The 16,327-nt window shown below is 36.2% G+C and carries 17 protein-coding genes; 9 read left to right on the top strand and 8 right to left on the bottom strand.

The genetic code is table 11. The features are described from left to right. Positions 1-162 precede the first annotated feature (162 nt). Complete coding sequence (locus tag QZV03_RS06305; protein ID WP_296874962.1) at positions 163-939, top strand: winged helix-turn-helix domain-containing protein; 777 nt, start codon at positions 163-165, stop codon at positions 937-939. Between the two features lie 8 nt (positions 940-947). Here QZV03_RS06305 and glyS read toward each other — a convergent pair whose 3' ends face one another. From glyS to tfrB, 5 genes are read right to left on the bottom strand one after another with little or no spacing between them, the layout of a single operon-like run. Further along, a complete protein-coding gene (gene glyS, locus QZV03_RS06300; RefSeq protein WP_296874960.1) occupies positions 948-2,642 on the bottom strand; it encodes a glycine--tRNA ligase in 1,695 nt (564 codons plus the stop codon). Between the two features lie 12 nt (positions 2,643-2,654). Then, the gene (dcd, locus tag QZV03_RS06295; protein WP_296874958.1) at positions 2,655-3,242 is read right to left on the bottom strand and encodes a dCTP deaminase; all 588 of its coding nucleotides are present in this window, start codon (positions 3,240-3,242) and stop codon (positions 2,655-2,657) included. Positions 3,243-3,255: 13 nt separating this feature from the next. After that, on the bottom strand, positions 3,256-4,086 hold the full coding sequence (locus tag QZV03_RS06290; protein ID WP_296874956.1) for a 4Fe-4S binding protein: 831 nt from the start codon (positions 4,084-4,086) through the stop codon (positions 3,256-3,258). After that, a complete protein-coding gene (locus tag QZV03_RS06285; protein ID WP_296874992.1) occupies positions 4,083-4,991 on the bottom strand; it encodes a TrmJ/YjtD family RNA methyltransferase in 909 nt (302 codons plus the stop codon). The genes QZV03_RS06290 and QZV03_RS06285 overlap by 4 nt, the downstream gene beginning before the upstream one ends. Before the next feature lie 12 nt (positions 4,992-5,003). Beyond that, positions 5,004-6,479: a fumarate reductase (CoM/CoB) subunit TfrB gene (gene tfrB, locus QZV03_RS06280; RefSeq protein ID WP_296874989.1), complete on the bottom strand. Its 1,476-nt coding sequence runs from the start codon at positions 6,477-6,479 to the stop codon at positions 5,004-5,006. A 105-nt stretch (positions 6,480-6,584) separates the two neighbouring features. Between tfrB and iorA the strand changes: the two genes are divergently transcribed. The 3 genes from iorA to QZV03_RS06265 are packed head-to-tail and all read left to right on the top strand — an operon-like array spanning position 6,585 to position 9,398. Further along, entirely contained in the window at positions 6,585-8,477 is a 1,893-nt protein-coding gene (iorA, locus tag QZV03_RS06275; protein WP_296874953.1) for an indolepyruvate ferredoxin oxidoreductase subunit alpha, read from the top strand. A 4-nt stretch (positions 8,478-8,481) separates the two neighbouring features. Then, the gene (locus tag QZV03_RS06270; protein WP_296874950.1) at positions 8,482-9,066 is read left to right on the top strand and encodes an indolepyruvate oxidoreductase subunit beta; all 585 of its coding nucleotides are present in this window, start codon (positions 8,482-8,484) and stop codon (positions 9,064-9,066) included. A 53-nt stretch (positions 9,067-9,119) separates the two neighbouring features. Beyond that, positions 9,120-9,398, top strand: a complete 279-nt coding sequence (locus QZV03_RS06265) for a hypothetical protein (RefSeq protein ID WP_296874947.1) — start codon at positions 9,120-9,122, stop codon at positions 9,396-9,398. Between the two features lie 118 nt (positions 9,399-9,516). On the opposite strand, the gene QZV03_RS06260 is transcribed toward QZV03_RS06265, so the two are convergent. Beyond that, positions 9,517-9,948: an amino acid-binding protein gene (locus tag QZV03_RS06260; protein ID WP_296874945.1), complete on the bottom strand. Its 432-nt coding sequence runs from the start codon at positions 9,946-9,948 to the stop codon at positions 9,517-9,519. A 12-nt stretch (positions 9,949-9,960) separates the two neighbouring features. Next, positions 9,961-11,259: a phenylacetate--CoA ligase family protein gene (locus QZV03_RS06255; RefSeq protein WP_296874943.1), complete on the bottom strand. Its 1,299-nt coding sequence runs from the start codon at positions 11,257-11,259 to the stop codon at positions 9,961-9,963. 211 nt (positions 11,260-11,470) lie between these two features. On the opposite strand from QZV03_RS06255, the gene QZV03_RS06250 reads away from it, so the two are divergent. From QZV03_RS06250 to QZV03_RS06235, 5 genes are all read left to right on the top strand, one after another. Beyond that, on the top strand, positions 11,471-12,268 hold the full coding sequence (locus QZV03_RS06250) for a lipopolysaccharide assembly protein LapB (protein WP_296874941.1): 798 nt from the start codon (positions 11,471-11,473) through the stop codon (positions 12,266-12,268). A gap of 92 nt (positions 12,269-12,360) precedes the next feature. After that, the gene (locus QZV03_RS06245; protein WP_296874939.1) at positions 12,361-13,971 is read left to right on the top strand and encodes a sodium:solute symporter; all 1,611 of its coding nucleotides are present in this window, start codon (positions 12,361-12,363) and stop codon (positions 13,969-13,971) included. Beyond that, a complete protein-coding gene (locus QZV03_RS11255; protein ID WP_342764229.1) occupies positions 13,971-14,084 on the top strand; it encodes a symporter small accessory protein in 114 nt (37 codons plus the stop codon). The genes QZV03_RS06245 and QZV03_RS11255 overlap by 1 nt, the downstream gene beginning before the upstream one ends. A gap of 213 nt (positions 14,085-14,297) precedes the next feature. Then, a complete protein-coding gene (locus QZV03_RS06240; protein WP_296874937.1) occupies positions 14,298-15,125 on the top strand; it encodes an SDR family oxidoreductase in 828 nt (275 codons plus the stop codon). Between the two features lie 26 nt (positions 15,126-15,151). Further along, positions 15,152-15,871 (top strand): carboxymuconolactone decarboxylase family protein, encoded by a 720-nt coding sequence (locus tag QZV03_RS06235; RefSeq protein WP_296874935.1) that lies wholly within the window; start codon positions 15,152-15,154, stop codon positions 15,869-15,871. A 12-nt stretch (positions 15,872-15,883) separates the two neighbouring features. Here QZV03_RS06235 and QZV03_RS06230 read toward each other — a convergent pair whose 3' ends face one another. Continuing rightward, on the bottom strand, positions 15,884-16,291 hold the full coding sequence (locus QZV03_RS06230) for a pyridoxamine 5'-phosphate oxidase family protein (RefSeq protein ID WP_296874933.1): 408 nt from the start codon (positions 16,289-16,291) through the stop codon (positions 15,884-15,886). Positions 16,292-16,327: the final 36 nt, after the last annotated feature.

The following is a 16,327-nucleotide window of genomic DNA, read 5'->3' as shown; positions in this document are numbered from 1 at the left end:
ATCCCAAGTCAAAATTAATTTTGTTTCTTAAAAGTTATCTAACATTTTTTGGTTAATAAAGTTTTTGTAAGTGCGATTTTTCACTTTTCTGCACTTCAAGAGTTTATATATCCTATCGTAATAAAAAATAAAGGTGCGAGTAATAAAATGTAGGTGACAAATATGACAGAAAGTTCAAACTACTTAAAAAACTATGATGTGGTATCTGATGATGTTAAATTCGCTGCAAATTCAATTATCAGATTAAAAATATTGGCTTCACTATTAGAAAAATCCCAAAACATGAAGGATCTGGCTAAAAGCACTGAATTAAACTACAGTTCAATTTCAAGCACTTTGCATGGTTTGGAAATTAGGGATTTTGTTTACCGTGAATCCAACAAATACTTTTTATCCAATTCCCTAAAAGTACAGATAAAACATGTTTTGGAACTTAAGGAAGTTGTAAACTTGCTTAACAGATTCTTTAACATTATTGAGGGTCATGTTATTGATATGGTTCCGGAAAAATCCATAAATGAATTGTATTTGCTTGGAAAAGCGGAGTTGGTGGAATCAGTCGGCATCGATGCATATAAAATCAATACCTGCATTGAATCTTCATTGGCTGATGCTAATCGTGCACGTTGCATTCTGCCATTTTATCAGCTTAACTTCAATGAAAGGTTAAATTCACTAGTCAATGATGGAAAATTTGTGGATTTAATCGTTTCTGATGAAATCTATGATATTTATGAGAAAAAATCGGACTCCCGATACATATCATCATTCAAATCTAAAAACAATTTTCTCTTGATTGTCACTGATAAAATGATGATTTTGGGTTTGTTTAAGGATAATGGTCATTTTGATCAAAACAGATTGGTGGTATCTGAAAACAAGGATGCGATGATGTGGGCCAATAACCTATTTAGAAATTTTAAAAAGAGTAATAAATGAGTTTACACTCATTTATAAAATTTTTCTAAGTAATCTTTCAAGTCTTCGATTGCTATTCTTTCCTGAGCTTCAGTGTCTCTGTCTCTTATAGTGACCTGATTGTCTTCTAAGGTGTCGAAATCAACAGTTACTGCAAGTGGAATACCAATCTCATCAGCTCTTGCGTATCTTTTACCGATGGTTCCGGTTGCATCATATTCAACTTTAAAACCTTCCATTCTTAAGGTTTCAGTCAATTCCTGTGCAACTTCCGGAAGTCCCTTCTTGTTTACCAATGGGAAAATTCCAAGCTGAACTGGTGCTACTGATTTATCAAACTTGAAGTAGTCCTTTTCATCGGTTTCGGTAAAGGAGTGAAGTAAAACTGAGTAGGTAATACGGTCAATACCGAATGACGGTTCAATTACATGGGGAACAATTTTTTCTCCGGTAATTTCCTCTTCAACATCCTCAAAGATAAGCAAATCTTCGGTTACTTCATAAACCTTATCCAATTCGATGGTGAATTTGCCGTCGTTTTCCAAGGCCTGTTTGACTTCATCAACATCAGCCTCTTCGATTGCCTGTTTGACTTTAGGAGAATCTCCTTTAAATATCGGTCCGAATTTGGATAAGTTAGGTTTGACGATTGTTTTTTGAACTTTTTTAGGTTCATCGTATTCAATGAACACGTTCAATTCGTCATTACTGAATTTGGAGTGGGAACTTAAGTCGTAGTCTCCCCTGTCTGCAATTCCGATTATTTCAACCCAACCGTATTTGTCGGTTTTAACTTCAACGTCCCAGCAATCAAGGGCATAATGGGCCATTTCTCCTTTGAGGTGTTGTCTGAATCTTAAAACATCTTCAGGTATTCCAATTTCAGTCAGGAATTTACGTGCTAAATATAATTGATAAATCAGCATTTCATTTGCTACAATACCTTTGTCAAGTGCTTCACGAGCGGTTATTTCTAAAGGTTCCAAATTGTTTTCCTGAACTTCCTGTGAATTTAAGCGCAGCATCACATCTTCAATCTGTGAAAATTTAGGATGGGTCTTGTCCTTAGGGTTTAAAAATATTTCAGCTTCGGCCTGGGTAAATTCACGGAGTCTGATTACTCCCTGTCTTGGGGATATTTCGTTTCTGTATGCTTTTCCCAGCTGCACTGCACCGAAAGGCAATTTTCCTCTGAAGAATCTTTCCAAACGTTTGAATAGGATGAATATTCCCTGTGCTGTTTCAGGTCTCATATAACCTACTTTATCACCTTTGGCACCGATTTCAGTTTTAAACATGAGGTTATAATTCCAGATGTTTGAAAGTTTTCCTCCACATTCCGGACATACGATGTTGTTGTCGATAACGATTTGGTCAAGCTCCTCGTTTTCAAGGCTTTCCACGTCCTCACCAATGACCTCTTCGATAATGTGGTCCGCTCTGAAAACTTCTCCACATTCTTCGCATTTACACATAGGATCGGTAAAGTTGTCCACGTGTCCTGATGCCTTCAGAACTTCTTTTGGCATTACAGTTGGTCCTTCAATTTCATAGAACCCTTCACCAGAAACGTATTGTTTTCTCCATTTCTGCATGATGTTATTTTTTAAACTGGCTCCAAGAGGACCATAATCGGTAAAACCTGATACTCCGGAATATATCTCAAAAGATGGCCATAAAAATCCTCTTTTTGCACTAATATTTGACATTTTATCATGATTCATAAATAATTGCTCCTAATCTTTTTTTAATTCATAATCTAATTTAACTCTACTGCTTTCAGGGCGAGTTTGACCCATATATTTACTTTTTCTGCTTGGGTGTCCATATGGTAATTCGGAAGGTGTTGTCATGGTTTCAAACACAATCTGACATACTCTTTGTCCAGGATATAATGCAACAGGCATTGCTCCGATGTTTGATATTTCCAAAGTTATCTTTCCTTCAAAACCAGGGTCGATAAAACCTGCTGTAACGTGCATAGTCACTCCTAACCTGCCCATACTGGATCTGCCTTCTACCCTTGCAACAAGGTCATCAGGTATTTTAACATATTCTAATGTGGTAGCTAGTGCGAATTCATTTGGATGAATTATAAATGCATCTCCTTTAGGGACGGTTGTTGATTCCATATATGATGCAACGTCTTCTTCATCTTTCGGGTCGATATATGGTTTTCTGATAACCTTAAATACTTTAAATTCATCTCCTAATCTCATATCAACGGATGAAGGTTGGATTTGTTTTTCATCTAAAAGGGGTTCAATTCCAATTTTTCCCTCATCAAGGTATTCTTTTATAGTTTTATCACTCAATATTGCCATATTTTCACGCAAATTATAATTCTCTTATCTCTAATAAATTGTCGATTCTATTAACTATGTTATCGATGGTTTTTTCACTATAATCAATTGTTATAGCATCAAATTTACATGCATTAACGCAAAGTCCGCAGCCTTTGCAATTATCATAATCAATGGATATTTTATTGTCTTTTAGACTAATGGAATCAAACATGCAAACTTCATTTAAACATTTTTTACACATTTTACAATTCTCTTCTTGAAGTTTAACTGTGACTCCGTCAAGTTTTTCTAATTTTTCACTTATTTCATTATCTAAATTAGGATATACTTTCCATAAACAGCAACATGGGCAGCAATGACAGATTGTTAACAGTCCTTTTCCAGGTCTGATATTCATCCAAACGGTATCAATCTTATTTCTTCCGATAATGTGGCTTAATCCTGCTTCATCTGCCCTATCAACTTGTTCTAATGCCTCTTCCACTGTGGCCAAATGTCCAATATGTTTAGGAATTTTTCTTGCTGTAGGTCCAAGGAAAATGCAACCTATGTCCTGAGGATAATCCTGACAGTTGTTTGATGACCTGCATAAGCAGGAATTCATAATTACTATGTCATCACAACGTTTGATAACATCCTTGATAATTTGTGTAGGTAAAAATTCAGAGCCTTCTGATTCTATTTTCTGATTTATGTTGATTGTATTCGGAATGACGATAATTTCGTCATCTTCAAAAAGCATTTTGTCAACGATTTTTCTGTATACTTTTGATTTTTTTGTAATTTCTGCAATCCAAAATCTCCAATTGAAGACGTATTTTAGAGAAAATCTGCTAATGTCTACAAATCTAGGTCGCCTCATTGTTCACCAATCTTATTTTTTAATCTTCTTAAAATGCCTTTTAATGTAAAGGCTTCTCGTCCTGTTATGAATGCTCTTGAAATAATGTTGTTGAATGTCTTTTTAGCATTTTTCTTTTTATGCTCAGGTATATCAAGAGAATCTATTAAATCGTTCATATCTTTTTGCAAATAGTCTTTTTCTAAATTGCTGCTTTCACTCAGGCCCTCAACTGCATAGTCATGCTTGTTTTTAAATAATTCATAAAATATTATTGCGGCTGCATGTGAAATGTTCATTATTGGGTATGTCGGATCGGTTGGAATGGATACGCAAATGTCACAATCACTTATTTCCTTATTTGTCAGTCCATCCCCCTCTCTTCCAAACAGTATTGCAATCTTATTTGAAACGTTCATTGATTTGCCAAGCTCTTCAGGCCTTATTGGAATTCTTGATAAATTGTAGCTTCCTCCAGCCATTCCTGTAGATGCAACCTTGAAGTCGATTCTTTGTGACTGGTAAAACTCATCCAGGCTCTGGTATATCTTTGCATTTTCCACGATATACTTTCCATGTGTTGCCTGGTAATAAGCTTCATTTGTTAATTTTGTTGGATTTATCAAAACCAAATTCTTCAATCCGAAGTTTGCCATTGTCCTTGCCAGAAAACCAACATTTCCAGGGGTTTCACATTCAACAAAAACGATGTAAATATTTTCTTTAAATAGGTTAAGTTCCTTTTCCTCTTTTTCCCTAATGAGTTTAGCCCTGGCACTGCCTCGGGATTGGGTTTTTGATTTTGCTTTTTTTGTAGATGTTGATTTCTTTTCGGTTTTGCTTTCTTCTTTGCTTTCTGGGGAATTCATGGCAGTTGTTTCCACCACTTTTTCTTCAGTTACGGCAGCATCTCCTATTTTAATCAACTCCAAGTAATCTTATTCATAACTTTTTTCTAATAATTTGAGAATATGCATTGATTCAACGTTTTCCAAGTCAATTGCATTCAAACCATCCTGCAGGTTCAATTCACAGAACGGACATATTGTAATTACTGCTTCGGCACCTGTATCCTTTATCATCTCAGCTTTGGATTTTGATAAGTCCATTGCAATTTCAGGTTTTCCGGATTTGATTCCTCCGCCTGCGCCGCAGCACTGGCAAGGATATTTCATCTCTTCAAATTCCACTCCAGGAATCATTTCAATAATGTTTCTAGGAGCATCTTTTATTCCCTGTCCTCTTCCTAAATGGCATGGGTCGTGATATGTGACTTTCATGTTCACTTCATTTAGTTTTGAAGCGTCGATTTTGTCTTCCAGAAATTCACTTATGTCCATTACATTTAGTTCAGATCCAAAATGAGGATGATTGTTTTTCAGTGTAGCTCCACAGCCGGAACAGATTGTAATGACCGTGTCGTAATCTTTAAACACTTCCTTGTTTTTATCAACAAGGTCCTGGACGATATCAGTCTGGCCTGTTCTTAAAAGGGGTGAGCCGCAGCATACCTGGCCTTCAGGAACATCAATGTCAATTCCGTTTTCCTTTAAAATTTTAACTAATGTGTGGCCAAGTTCGGGGAATTTGTAGTCCACCATACAGCCTGTAAAGAACGCAATTTTGGAGCCGGTTTCGTGTACAGCTTCCTTGAGGAATGGTGTATTTTTGGTTTTAACAGACCTTCCGGTTTCCAAAATGTTTTCCTTGAATGCAACATGTTCTGGGAGAGGTCCTGAACCGTTGGCCACTGCAATTGCACGCATCTTTTCAATTGCGTCTCCAAAGGTGTTTATGTTTTTCGGACAAACGGATAAGCATTTGCCGCAACTTGTACAGTTGTACAATCCGTCATCAAGGGCTTCTTTGAGTCTGTCAAAGTTATCTCTTGGATCTGTTTCAAATTTCCTGATGTATCTCATAAGGTACGGTCCGCCAAACTCCTCAGTTGCAATGTTGACAACCGGACAGGTTGAAAGGCAGGAATAACATTCGATACAGCTTCTTACCTTTTTAGTTTCGCTGGATTCACTTTTTGTGATGTCTTCGTTGATGCTTTCACATTTATGGTCACATTGAAGAGACAGTTCCAATTGCTTTACTTTAGCTTCAATGCTTGACCTGTCAACAATCAAATCCTTAATAACTGGAAAATGGAGAGGTTCGATTATTGCTCCGTCCTTAATTTCCTTCTGACAGGCAAGGGCCCCATTTCCTTTGAATAATATTCCGCAGGATCCGCATTGTCCTGCCCTACAGGAACTTTGAAAACTGATATCTGCATCATATTTGTCATTAATAGCTTGCAGAGCATCGAGAACCTTCATATGGGGTGTCTTTTCAATTTCATAACACTCCAGATGAGGTTCTGTGTCTGTTTCACTATTGAATCTTGAAACATAAACTTTAATCATCATTTCCCCTCTAAACTTGTAAGTTTATAAAACATTATAATATATATTTATAGTTTGTTGTACTATATAATATATTGTTATTAATATTATTTTGAGGAAATTATAATGAATTTAAAAGAATTAGTCACAGGAGTATCTGGTGAAAAACAGTTTTTGCTAGGTAATGAAGCTGCTGTAAGGGGAGTTATTGAGGCAGGTGTTTCCATTGCAGCTACATATCCAGGAACTCCTTCATCAGAAATTGGAAATATATTGTCAGTATTGGCTAAGGATGCGAATATCTATTTTGAATTTTCAACTAATGAAAAGGTCGCCATGGAAGTTGCTGCCACTGCTGCGGCTTCTGGTTTAAGGTCATTTACATTCATGAAACATGTAGGTTTGAATGCCGCTGCGGATTCATTCATGACTACCGCATATTCCGGTGTGAACGGCGGAATGGTGATCCTGTCAGCCGATGACCCTTCACTTTTCTCATCTCAAAATGAACAGGATACTCGTAATTATGCAAAATTAGCTAACATGCCTATTTTAGAACCATCCAACTGTCAAGAAGTAAAAGATATGGTTAAATATGCATTTGATTTATCAGAACAGTTTAAAATACCGGTAATTGTGAGAACAACAACCCGTGTATCCCATATGAGGGGTGTTGTCGAATTCGGAGATGTGGCTGACAATTCATCAAACAACGACAATCACTGGAAAAGAGGACACTTTAACAAGGACCCTTCCAAGTATGTTCCGGTTCCGGCCTTTGCAGGAGATATGCACGTAAGATTATGGGACAAAATCCATAAAATTGAAAAACTAACCAATGAAAGTGAATTCAATAGGGAAGTTGAACTTTCAGGCGATAAGAAGTACGGTATAATAACCTCAAGCAGTGCATACAATTATGCCCATGATGTCTGCAAGTTCAATGATTTGGACATTAACATCTTAAAATTAGGATTTTCATATCCGTTCCCTCATGACCTTGTAGCCGAATTCCTGAAGGATTTGGATGAGGTTTTCATTGTCGAGGAAGTGGACCCGATTATTGAAAGAGATACCTTGGCGGTTGTTGGTGCTGAAAAACTCAATGTTACAGTGCACGGTAAACTGGATGAAACTTTTCCTATTTATCATGAATTCAACTCCGATGTCGTGGCCGACGGCATAAACAAGGTTTTAAATTTCAAACAGGATTCAGAAGTTAAATTCTCTTCAAGTCTTGAAAAGCTTCAGGACGATATTCCTTCACGTGCTCCGGTATTGTGTGCGGGATGTCCTCACAGGGCAATGTATTATGGAGTAAACATTGCAATCGAGGAATTGGGTTTGAAACCATCCGATGTTGTATTTGCTTCAGATATCGGTTGTTACACTTTAGGTATCAATCCTCCTTACAATGCTGCCGATTACCTATTGTCAATGGGTTCAAGTGTCGGTGACGGCTGCGGATTTTCAGTTTCAACTGACCAGAAGGTTGTAAGCTTCATTGGAGATTCCACATTTTTCCACAGTGGTGTTTCACCATTAATCAATGCGGTACACAACAAACACAATTTTGTATTGACCGTTCTTGACAACAGAATCACTGCAATGACCGGTGGTCAGCCTAACCCTGGAATTCCTGTTGACGGAATGGGCGATGAGGCTCCTGAAGTTTCAATCCGTAAACTTGCTCTGGCATGCGGATGTGATTTTGTACGTGTAATCAATCCGTTTAATTTAGACCAAGTCGTTAAAACTTATAAAGAGGCTATTGAAAGAGAAGATACTGCAGTTATCATATCAAAAGCTCCATGTACTTTGATTAAAGGTTTGACTAAAAAACCTCCTGTACAGCTGGTTGAGAAAAACTGTAATAACTGTGACAAGTGTGTAAGTGAACTGGCATGTCCGGCCATTTCAAAAATCAATGGAAAGATAGTAATTGATGAAGCGCAATGTGACGGCTGTAATGTTTGTATACAGGTTTGTAAGTATGGTGCTCTAGAGGCAGGTAGGTGATAATATGGATAATCATTATAGTATTTATATTTGCGGTGTAGGAGGTCAAGGAATTATTAAAACCTCCACAATCATTGGTGAAGCTGCAATGAACCAGGGTTTGGATGTAGTTATGAGTGAAATTCACGGTATGTCTCAAAGAGGAGGATCCGTATCAACTGAATTGAAAATTGGAGGATACAATTCATCAATCATACCAAAACAGGGTGCAGACATGTTGCTTTCCTTTGAGCCTATTGAAACTATAAGGGGACTTGACAAGGTCAACTCTGAAACCAAGATCGTTTACAATACTCATCCGATAATCCCATCTTCAACAGACAAGGCTTATCCTAGTGTTGACAGCATAACCAGAACATTAAAGGAAAACTTTAAGCATGTGCTGCCTATAGACGGAACCCAATTGGCTATTGATGCGGGAAGCGTTTTATCATTGAATATGGTTCTTTTAGGTGCGGTTACTGCTGATGACAAGTTTCCACTAACAAAGGAATCTGTCATTGATGCAATGAAAAATAACTTAAAACCTAAATTCCATGACATGAATTTAAAGGCTATTGAAAGTGGGTACAAATCTATCAAAGGTTAAATTTTAAATAGTATTTATATAATATATTTAATTAGATTAACAGTTGTGGTATTATGGCTTATAAAATTGACAATGCTATTGTAAAAAAAGACAGAAACGGAAGGATATCATTAATTGATCCTGAAAATGTTTTTAAAGATGAAGACGCTTTCATTGCTATTAAAAGTGATGATTTAATTACCATTCAACTTTTAATTAATGGTATATTGAGCAATGACTTTAAAAATTGGAGAGAATTAGGCACTATTCCTGATAATGAACCTTTAAAAAGTCTTTTTGTACGTTTGGGTTATTCAAGAGAAGATATATCTAATCTTTTAAAAGAATTTTAGATATCTTTTTCTTATCTTTTTTTAATATTTTTACAAAATTAGTGTGGATTTTTTTTATAGATAGTTTTTCTAATTTTAGTGGTGTTTAAAAAAAATAGGAGAAAAGAGTAAATCTTTTCTATATATTTTTAATGTCTGCTTCGTCTAAAATTTTAACGTTGCTGCCTTTAAGTGCATCGATTGCCATTTCCATGTTTTCTAATCTCATTGCAACAATAGCTTCATTGCTGTTGCTTCCGACAAATGCATATAAATATTCAAGGTTAATATTTTTTTCATCAAAAACAGCCAAGGTTGAATTTAATCCGTTTGGTTCGTCAGGTATTGCTAAAACGATAACTTCATTTTCTTTAACAATAAAACCGTCTTTTTCAAGTGCTTCAATTGCTGTTTTGTTATCTGAAACAATCAATCTTAAAATACCATATTTGGTTGTGTCTGCAATGGATAATGCACGGATGTTGATATTAGCTTTTGCTAATGTGTCGATTGCTTTTTTAATTCTTCCTTCTTTGTTTTCTACGAAAATTGAGATTTGTTTAACTGCCATCTTATCACCTTTTTAAAGATTTCTTTCGTCAATTACACGTACTGCTTTACCTTCGCTTCTTGGAAGGGATTCCGGTTCAACAATAGTAACGTCAACCCTGATTCCAGTTTCTGATCTGATGGATGCCTGAATTTGTTTTTCAACTTGTTCCATTTTTTTCATTTCATCTGAGAATAACTCTTTTGAAGCTTCTACTTTCACTTCTACTTCATCAAGAATGTCCGGTCTGGTTACGTGGATCATGTAGTTAGGGCTTGCGCCTGAAACTTTAAGTAATGCTTTTTCAATTTGGGATGGGAAAACCATAACTCCTTTGATTTTAAGCATGTCATCACTTCTACCGGTAATTCTGGTCATTCTGACAGTGGTTCTTCCACATTCACATTTCTCACCGATGAGTGATGTCAAGTCTTTTGTTCTAAATCTTAAAATAGGCATTCCAGTTTTGGTAAGTGAAGTTAGGACAAGTTCTCCATTTTCACCGTAATCCAAGGTTTCACCGGTTTTTGGATCGATTATTTCAGGGTAGAAGTGGTCATCCTGAATGTGCATTCCGTTCTGACAGTCACATTCCTGTGCTACACCAGGACCCATTACTTCGGTTAAACCGTAGATGTTGTGGGTTTTAATTCCAAGAGAAGTTTCAATTCTTTTTCTCATTTCGTTTGTCCACATTTCAGCTCCGTGGATTCCTGCTTTCAGATTAATGTCTTCTAATGCGATTCCTGCCTTTTCTCTTGATTCACCAAGATACATTGCATATGAAGGGGTACATGTTAGGATATCACTTTGGAAGTCTATCATTGTATCTAATTGTCTTCGGGTGTTTCCCGCAGAAATTGGAATTGTGATTGCTCCCATTTTATTCCCACCGTGGTGTATACCGAATCCTCCGGTGAATAATCCGTATCCGTATGCGTTTTGGATAATGTATTCTTCTTTAGCACCGGCCATTTTGAGTCCACGTGCAATACATTCTCCCCAAATGTCCAAGTCATTTTGGGTATATGCGGTTACGGTTGGTTTTCCTGTGGTTCCGGATGATGCGTGTACTTCCACAATCTCTTCACGAGGGACTGCTAAAAGTCCTAATGGATAAGCTTCTCTTAGGTCACTTTTTGTTGTAAATGGAATTTTTTCAATGTCTTTTAATGTTTTAATATCTTCTGGTTTTAATCCGATTTCATCGAATCTTTTTTTATAAAACTCGACATTTTCATAGGCGAGCTTTACAGTCTTTTGTAGTCTTTCTAGTTGTACTTTTTCTTTTTCTTCTTTATTCATACATTCTGCTTTTTCATTCCAAAACATAGTATCCCTATTTTTTCAAATTTTATTAATATTTTAATTATTCACTTTGAATCATATAAAACTTTGTTAATTTGTTTAATTTTTTTATTTTTTCAAGTTAAGGTAAAAATTGATTTAAACTTGTTAAATTATAAATAAACATCAATATTGACTTTATTTAAACTATAACATTTATATGTTGATTATTTTATAGATTATCGTGGTGATTTTAATGAAATCTAAATTCAAACAAGGAATTGAAGAATTTGAAAATGAAAGTTATGATTGTGCATTAAAGCATTTTGAAGGTATTGGCCAAGACGATGATGATTATGAAATTTCTTTGCTGTACAAAATTTCCTGTCTGATTCATTTAAAACGATATAGGCAAGCCCTGTCATTATCAAATCGGTTAATTGAAAAGTATCCTCGGGAATTTCCATTGTGGTTTGACAAGGCCAGATGCCATATACTTTTAAAGGAGTATGATGAGATGGAATCTGCCCTTATCCATTTAGAAAGGATTGTTGATAAAACCGACAAGGTGGATTTGTTGTACATGGCCAAATTGTACAATTATTTGCATGACAATTCGAAGGCTCTTGAATATGTCAATATGGCATTGGAAATTGATGAAAATTATGTGGATGCATTGGATGAAAAGTTTTTAACTGCTGTTCAGCTCAGGGATAAGAAATCTCAGGAGGAGGCAATAGTGAAGTTATACGACATTTCCGATAAAAGGCTAATTGATTCCATGCCTCTGTTTTTCATGAAATTGCTTTCAAAAGACTATGAGGGGGCACTGGATTTGCTGAATGAGGCTAATGTTCAAAAGGAAGATGAAAATTATGTTGAATTGTACAAGGGAGCAATCTATAAGCATCTGACTGATGATTTGAATGCACAGTTGATGCTTGATGATAACATTGAGTTGGATGTTGAAGACGCCATTAGAATCATGCTCAAATTCAAGGAAAACGGCACGGATCACGGCCAAATTCATGGTGTAAATTATTTTGTACTTTGATGAACGATAATGTACCATAAGGTATTATAATAATGTTTAAATATTTTACAAGCAATATATTAAATGGTGAATATTTTTAGAGGTAATTAATTATGGACGTTATGATTTTGGCAATAATATTTATTGTTTACATATTCGCCTTAGTCTTTGTAGGTTACTATGCTTACAAGAAAACCAATTCCTCTGAAGACTTTATGATTGCTGGTAAAGACACACACCCATTCATTATGGCTATGAGTTATGGTGCAACATTCATCTCAACGGCGGCAATTGTAGGTTTCGGTGGAGTTGCAGGCCAATATGGAATGAGTGTTTTATGGCTAGCATTTTTAAATATTATAATTGGTGTATTTATCGCATTTGTATTTTTAGGAAAAAGAACCCGTCGTATGGGACATGCACTGGAATCCCTGACATTTCCGGAATTTTTAGGTAAACGTTTCGATTCCAAATTCATCCACTATGTATCCGGATTAATCATATTCTGTGCAATGCCACTTTATGCGGCGGTAGTGCTAATCGGTGCTGCAAGATTTTTGGAATCATCCTTACTGATTGATTTCAGCATTGCGCTTTTAATATTATCTATCATTATCACATTCTATGTGCTCTTTGGTGGAATCCGTGGTGTAATGTATACAGACGCATTACAGGGAACCATCATGGTTGTGGCAATGATGTTCCTTCTTGTATTTGTTTACTGGTTGCTTGGAGGAGTGGACACAGCAAACACCGCACTTACAAACATGGGTCACTTGTATCCTGCCGATGCAATGGCAACGGGCGGAACAGGTTGGACTTCGTTTCCGGAATTTGGAACACCTTTCTGGTGGTCACTTGTATCCTCAACATTGATTGGTGTAGGTATCGGGGTACTCGCACAACCTTCATTGATTGTAAGGTTCATGACCGTTAAATCAGATAAGGAACTTAACAGGTCAGTTCTTATTGGAGGTATATTCATTGCAATCATGCCGACAACCGCTTATATTGTAGGATCCCTATCCAATGTATATTTCTTCGATAAATTGGGTAAGATTGCAGTGGATGTTGTTGGAGGAAACATCGATAAGATTATTCCGACATTCATTACAATGGCACTTCCTGAATGGTTTGTATATATTTTCCTATTGTCCCTTATTGCGGCTGCAATGTCAACAATTTCATCACAGCTTCACACACAGGGAACTGCCTTTGGTGTGGATATCTACGGTACAATAAGGGAAAAATCCAAACAAAAGCTTGATCAGGTAAGCATTTCAAGAGTAGGTATCTTGATAGCTATCATTTTGGCATTGGTAATGGCATTTTCACTTCCGGGAAGTGTAGTTGCATTAGGTACAAGCCTGTTCTTTGAAATCTGTGCAGCGGCATTCCTGCCTGTATTTTTAGGAGCACTCTACTGGAAGGGAATCACAAGACTTGGAGCCATTGCAGGAATATTGTCCGGAACATTCGTAAGTTTATTCTGGTTAATATTCGTATTTAAAAAGACTGCAGTGGGACTTGGAATATGCCAATTCATCCTTGGTGTTGAAACAATCCTGCCGGCCGCTCCATGGCCATTTATTGATGTAATGCTGATTGCAGTGCCTGTATCAGCAATATTTACAATCGTAGTAAGTTTACTGACCAAACCTCCTGCTGATGAGGTTATTGACAAAGCATTTGAAAACATAGACACAAAAGGAAGTGATGCATAATGATGATTTTAGGTATGGAAGACCCATGGATTTGGGGAGTATATGTTGGAATTATCCTGTCCACACTTCTATGTATTGTTTATGGTATCGTAAATTGGAATAAGGGAGATTAGGTTATCTCCAACAGGAGTTATTTTAAATAACTCTTTTTTTTACTATTTTTTTTGTTTATTGTATGCAAGTTCACTTTTTTGATATTGTATTATTTTTTTAATAGTGATATGGAAGATTTGGGATTATCATTAATGGTTGGATTTATTTCCCTAATTGTTGCATATAACAACATTTTTATATGTCTTTAAACTAATTCTATTTTAGGAGATATTATGTCAGAGGTAGTGTTATTAACAGGAGCAGGCCAAATTGGTATGGCAATTGCAAGAAGAATTGGACATGGCAAAAAAATAGTCATAGGGGATAAAAACATTCAAAATGCAGAAAATATTGCTAAAATAATGGTTGAAGCGGGATTTGATGTTGAAATTCAGGAATGTGATATCTCCTCAAGGGAATCAATTAAAAATTTAATCAAAACTGCCCAAAAATATGGTGAAATTTCATATTTCGTTAATGCTGCTGGGGTATCACCGTCACAGGCTCCAATAAAGACAATATTAAAAGTGGACTTATATGGAACTGCAGTTTTACTTGAAGAAATCGGAAAAGTAATAAAAGAAGGAGGTGTTGGAGTAACAATATCTTCTCAATCTGGACATAGGATGAAACAGTTAGGTGCAGAAATTGATGAACAGCTTGCAACAACTCCAACTGAAGAATTGCTGGATTTGGAAGTGCTTCAGGAGGAAAATATTGTTGATACGCTCCATGCCTATCAATTGGCAAAAAGATGCAATGTTAAAAGGGTAATGTATGAAGCATGCAGATGGGGTGAAAAGGGAGCAAGAATCAACTCAATTTCTCCGGGAATTATCGTAACTCCTCTTGCTATTGATGAATTCAAGGGTCCTAGAGGTGATTTCTACAAAAACATGTTTGCAAACTGCCCATCCGGAAGGCCTGGAACAGCGGATGAGGTTGCAAATGTGGCTGAATTATTGATGGGTGATAAGGGAACATTCATCACAGGCAGTGACTTTTTAGCGGATGGCGGTGCAACAGCATCATACTTCTATGGAAAACTTAAACCTTTATAATGATAAAATAGTAGGTAGGTGTGAAAATGAAAGATTTATTTGAAAATTTTGAAAGAATTGAAAAAAATGACCCGGAATTTCATGAGATATTTAAAAACTTTGCTTATGATGAAGTTTACCAGAATTCCAGTTTGGATGAAAAGGATTCAGTATTGGTGAGTTTGGCATCATTGATTGCATGTCAATCTCCAAAGGCATTTAAAAAGATTTTATTGGCTGCTATAAATAAATATATAACTCCTGAAGAAGTTAAAGAACTGCTTTACCAATCTGTTCCATATGTGGGATTTGGCCGTGCACACAATTTCTTTGGGGTTGTAATAAAAGTATTCGATAAAAAAGGAATTGATTTGCCTTTGTCTCCAAGATCCAATACCAATTCCGAAGACAGGTATGAAAAGGGTCTTGAAATACAAAACAGATATTTCGGTGAAGAGTTAATTACAGCAATGAAGCAGACAAGACCTGAAGGTCAAAAACATTTTGACAGTTTCCTTGAAGGTTATTGTTTTGGTGACTTCTACACCCGTGACGGGTTAAATGACCAGCAAAGGGAATTGATAACATTCACATTTATTGCAACTTTGGGTGGTTGTGAAAATCAGTTAAGGGGTCACACTCAGGGCAATTTGAGCGTTGGCAATGATAAGCAAAAACTGGTGTCTGCAATAACTATTATATTGCCGTATATTGGTTTTCCAAGATTATTAAATGCGCTTGGCATCATTAATGAAATTTGTGATTAAGGGGTTAAACCCTTAATACTTAAATTCAAATGACTCTTCAATAGCCATCATGTTTCTTATTTCGGCAGTTGCATTGTCGAGGTAGAATACACCCATTTCAAGGTTGTTTTCTTCATAAACTGCCTTGATTTCAGGCATTGCTTCAAATGCTTTTGCAATTACTTCTTCATTTTTTTCAAGAACTGCTTCTCCGTAGTATCTTAGGAAGTGTTCTCCGTCCCATGCGGCAATTTCGGCATTAGGGTTGACTTCAAGTTGTTTGTAGACGTCTTTGTATGTTCCTATGGTAAACCAGATTTTATCGTCATGAAATACACGACCGCCCAATGGTCTTACTTTTGGTTTGTCGCCATCAACGGTTGCAAGGTAGAAAGTTTCTGCTTTTTCTAAAATTTCGTATACTTTTTCGATATTTGACATATTTTTTCACCTAAATTATAATTTTATTTCATTTTA

It is taken from the genome of uncultured Methanobrevibacter sp. (genome assembly GCF_902788255.1).
Lineage (GTDB): Archaea > Methanobacteriota > Methanobacteria > Methanobacteriales > Methanobacteriaceae > Methanocatella.
The sequence above is the reverse complement of the archived record's forward strand: the minus strand, read 5'-3'. Positions and strand labels throughout refer to the sequence as shown.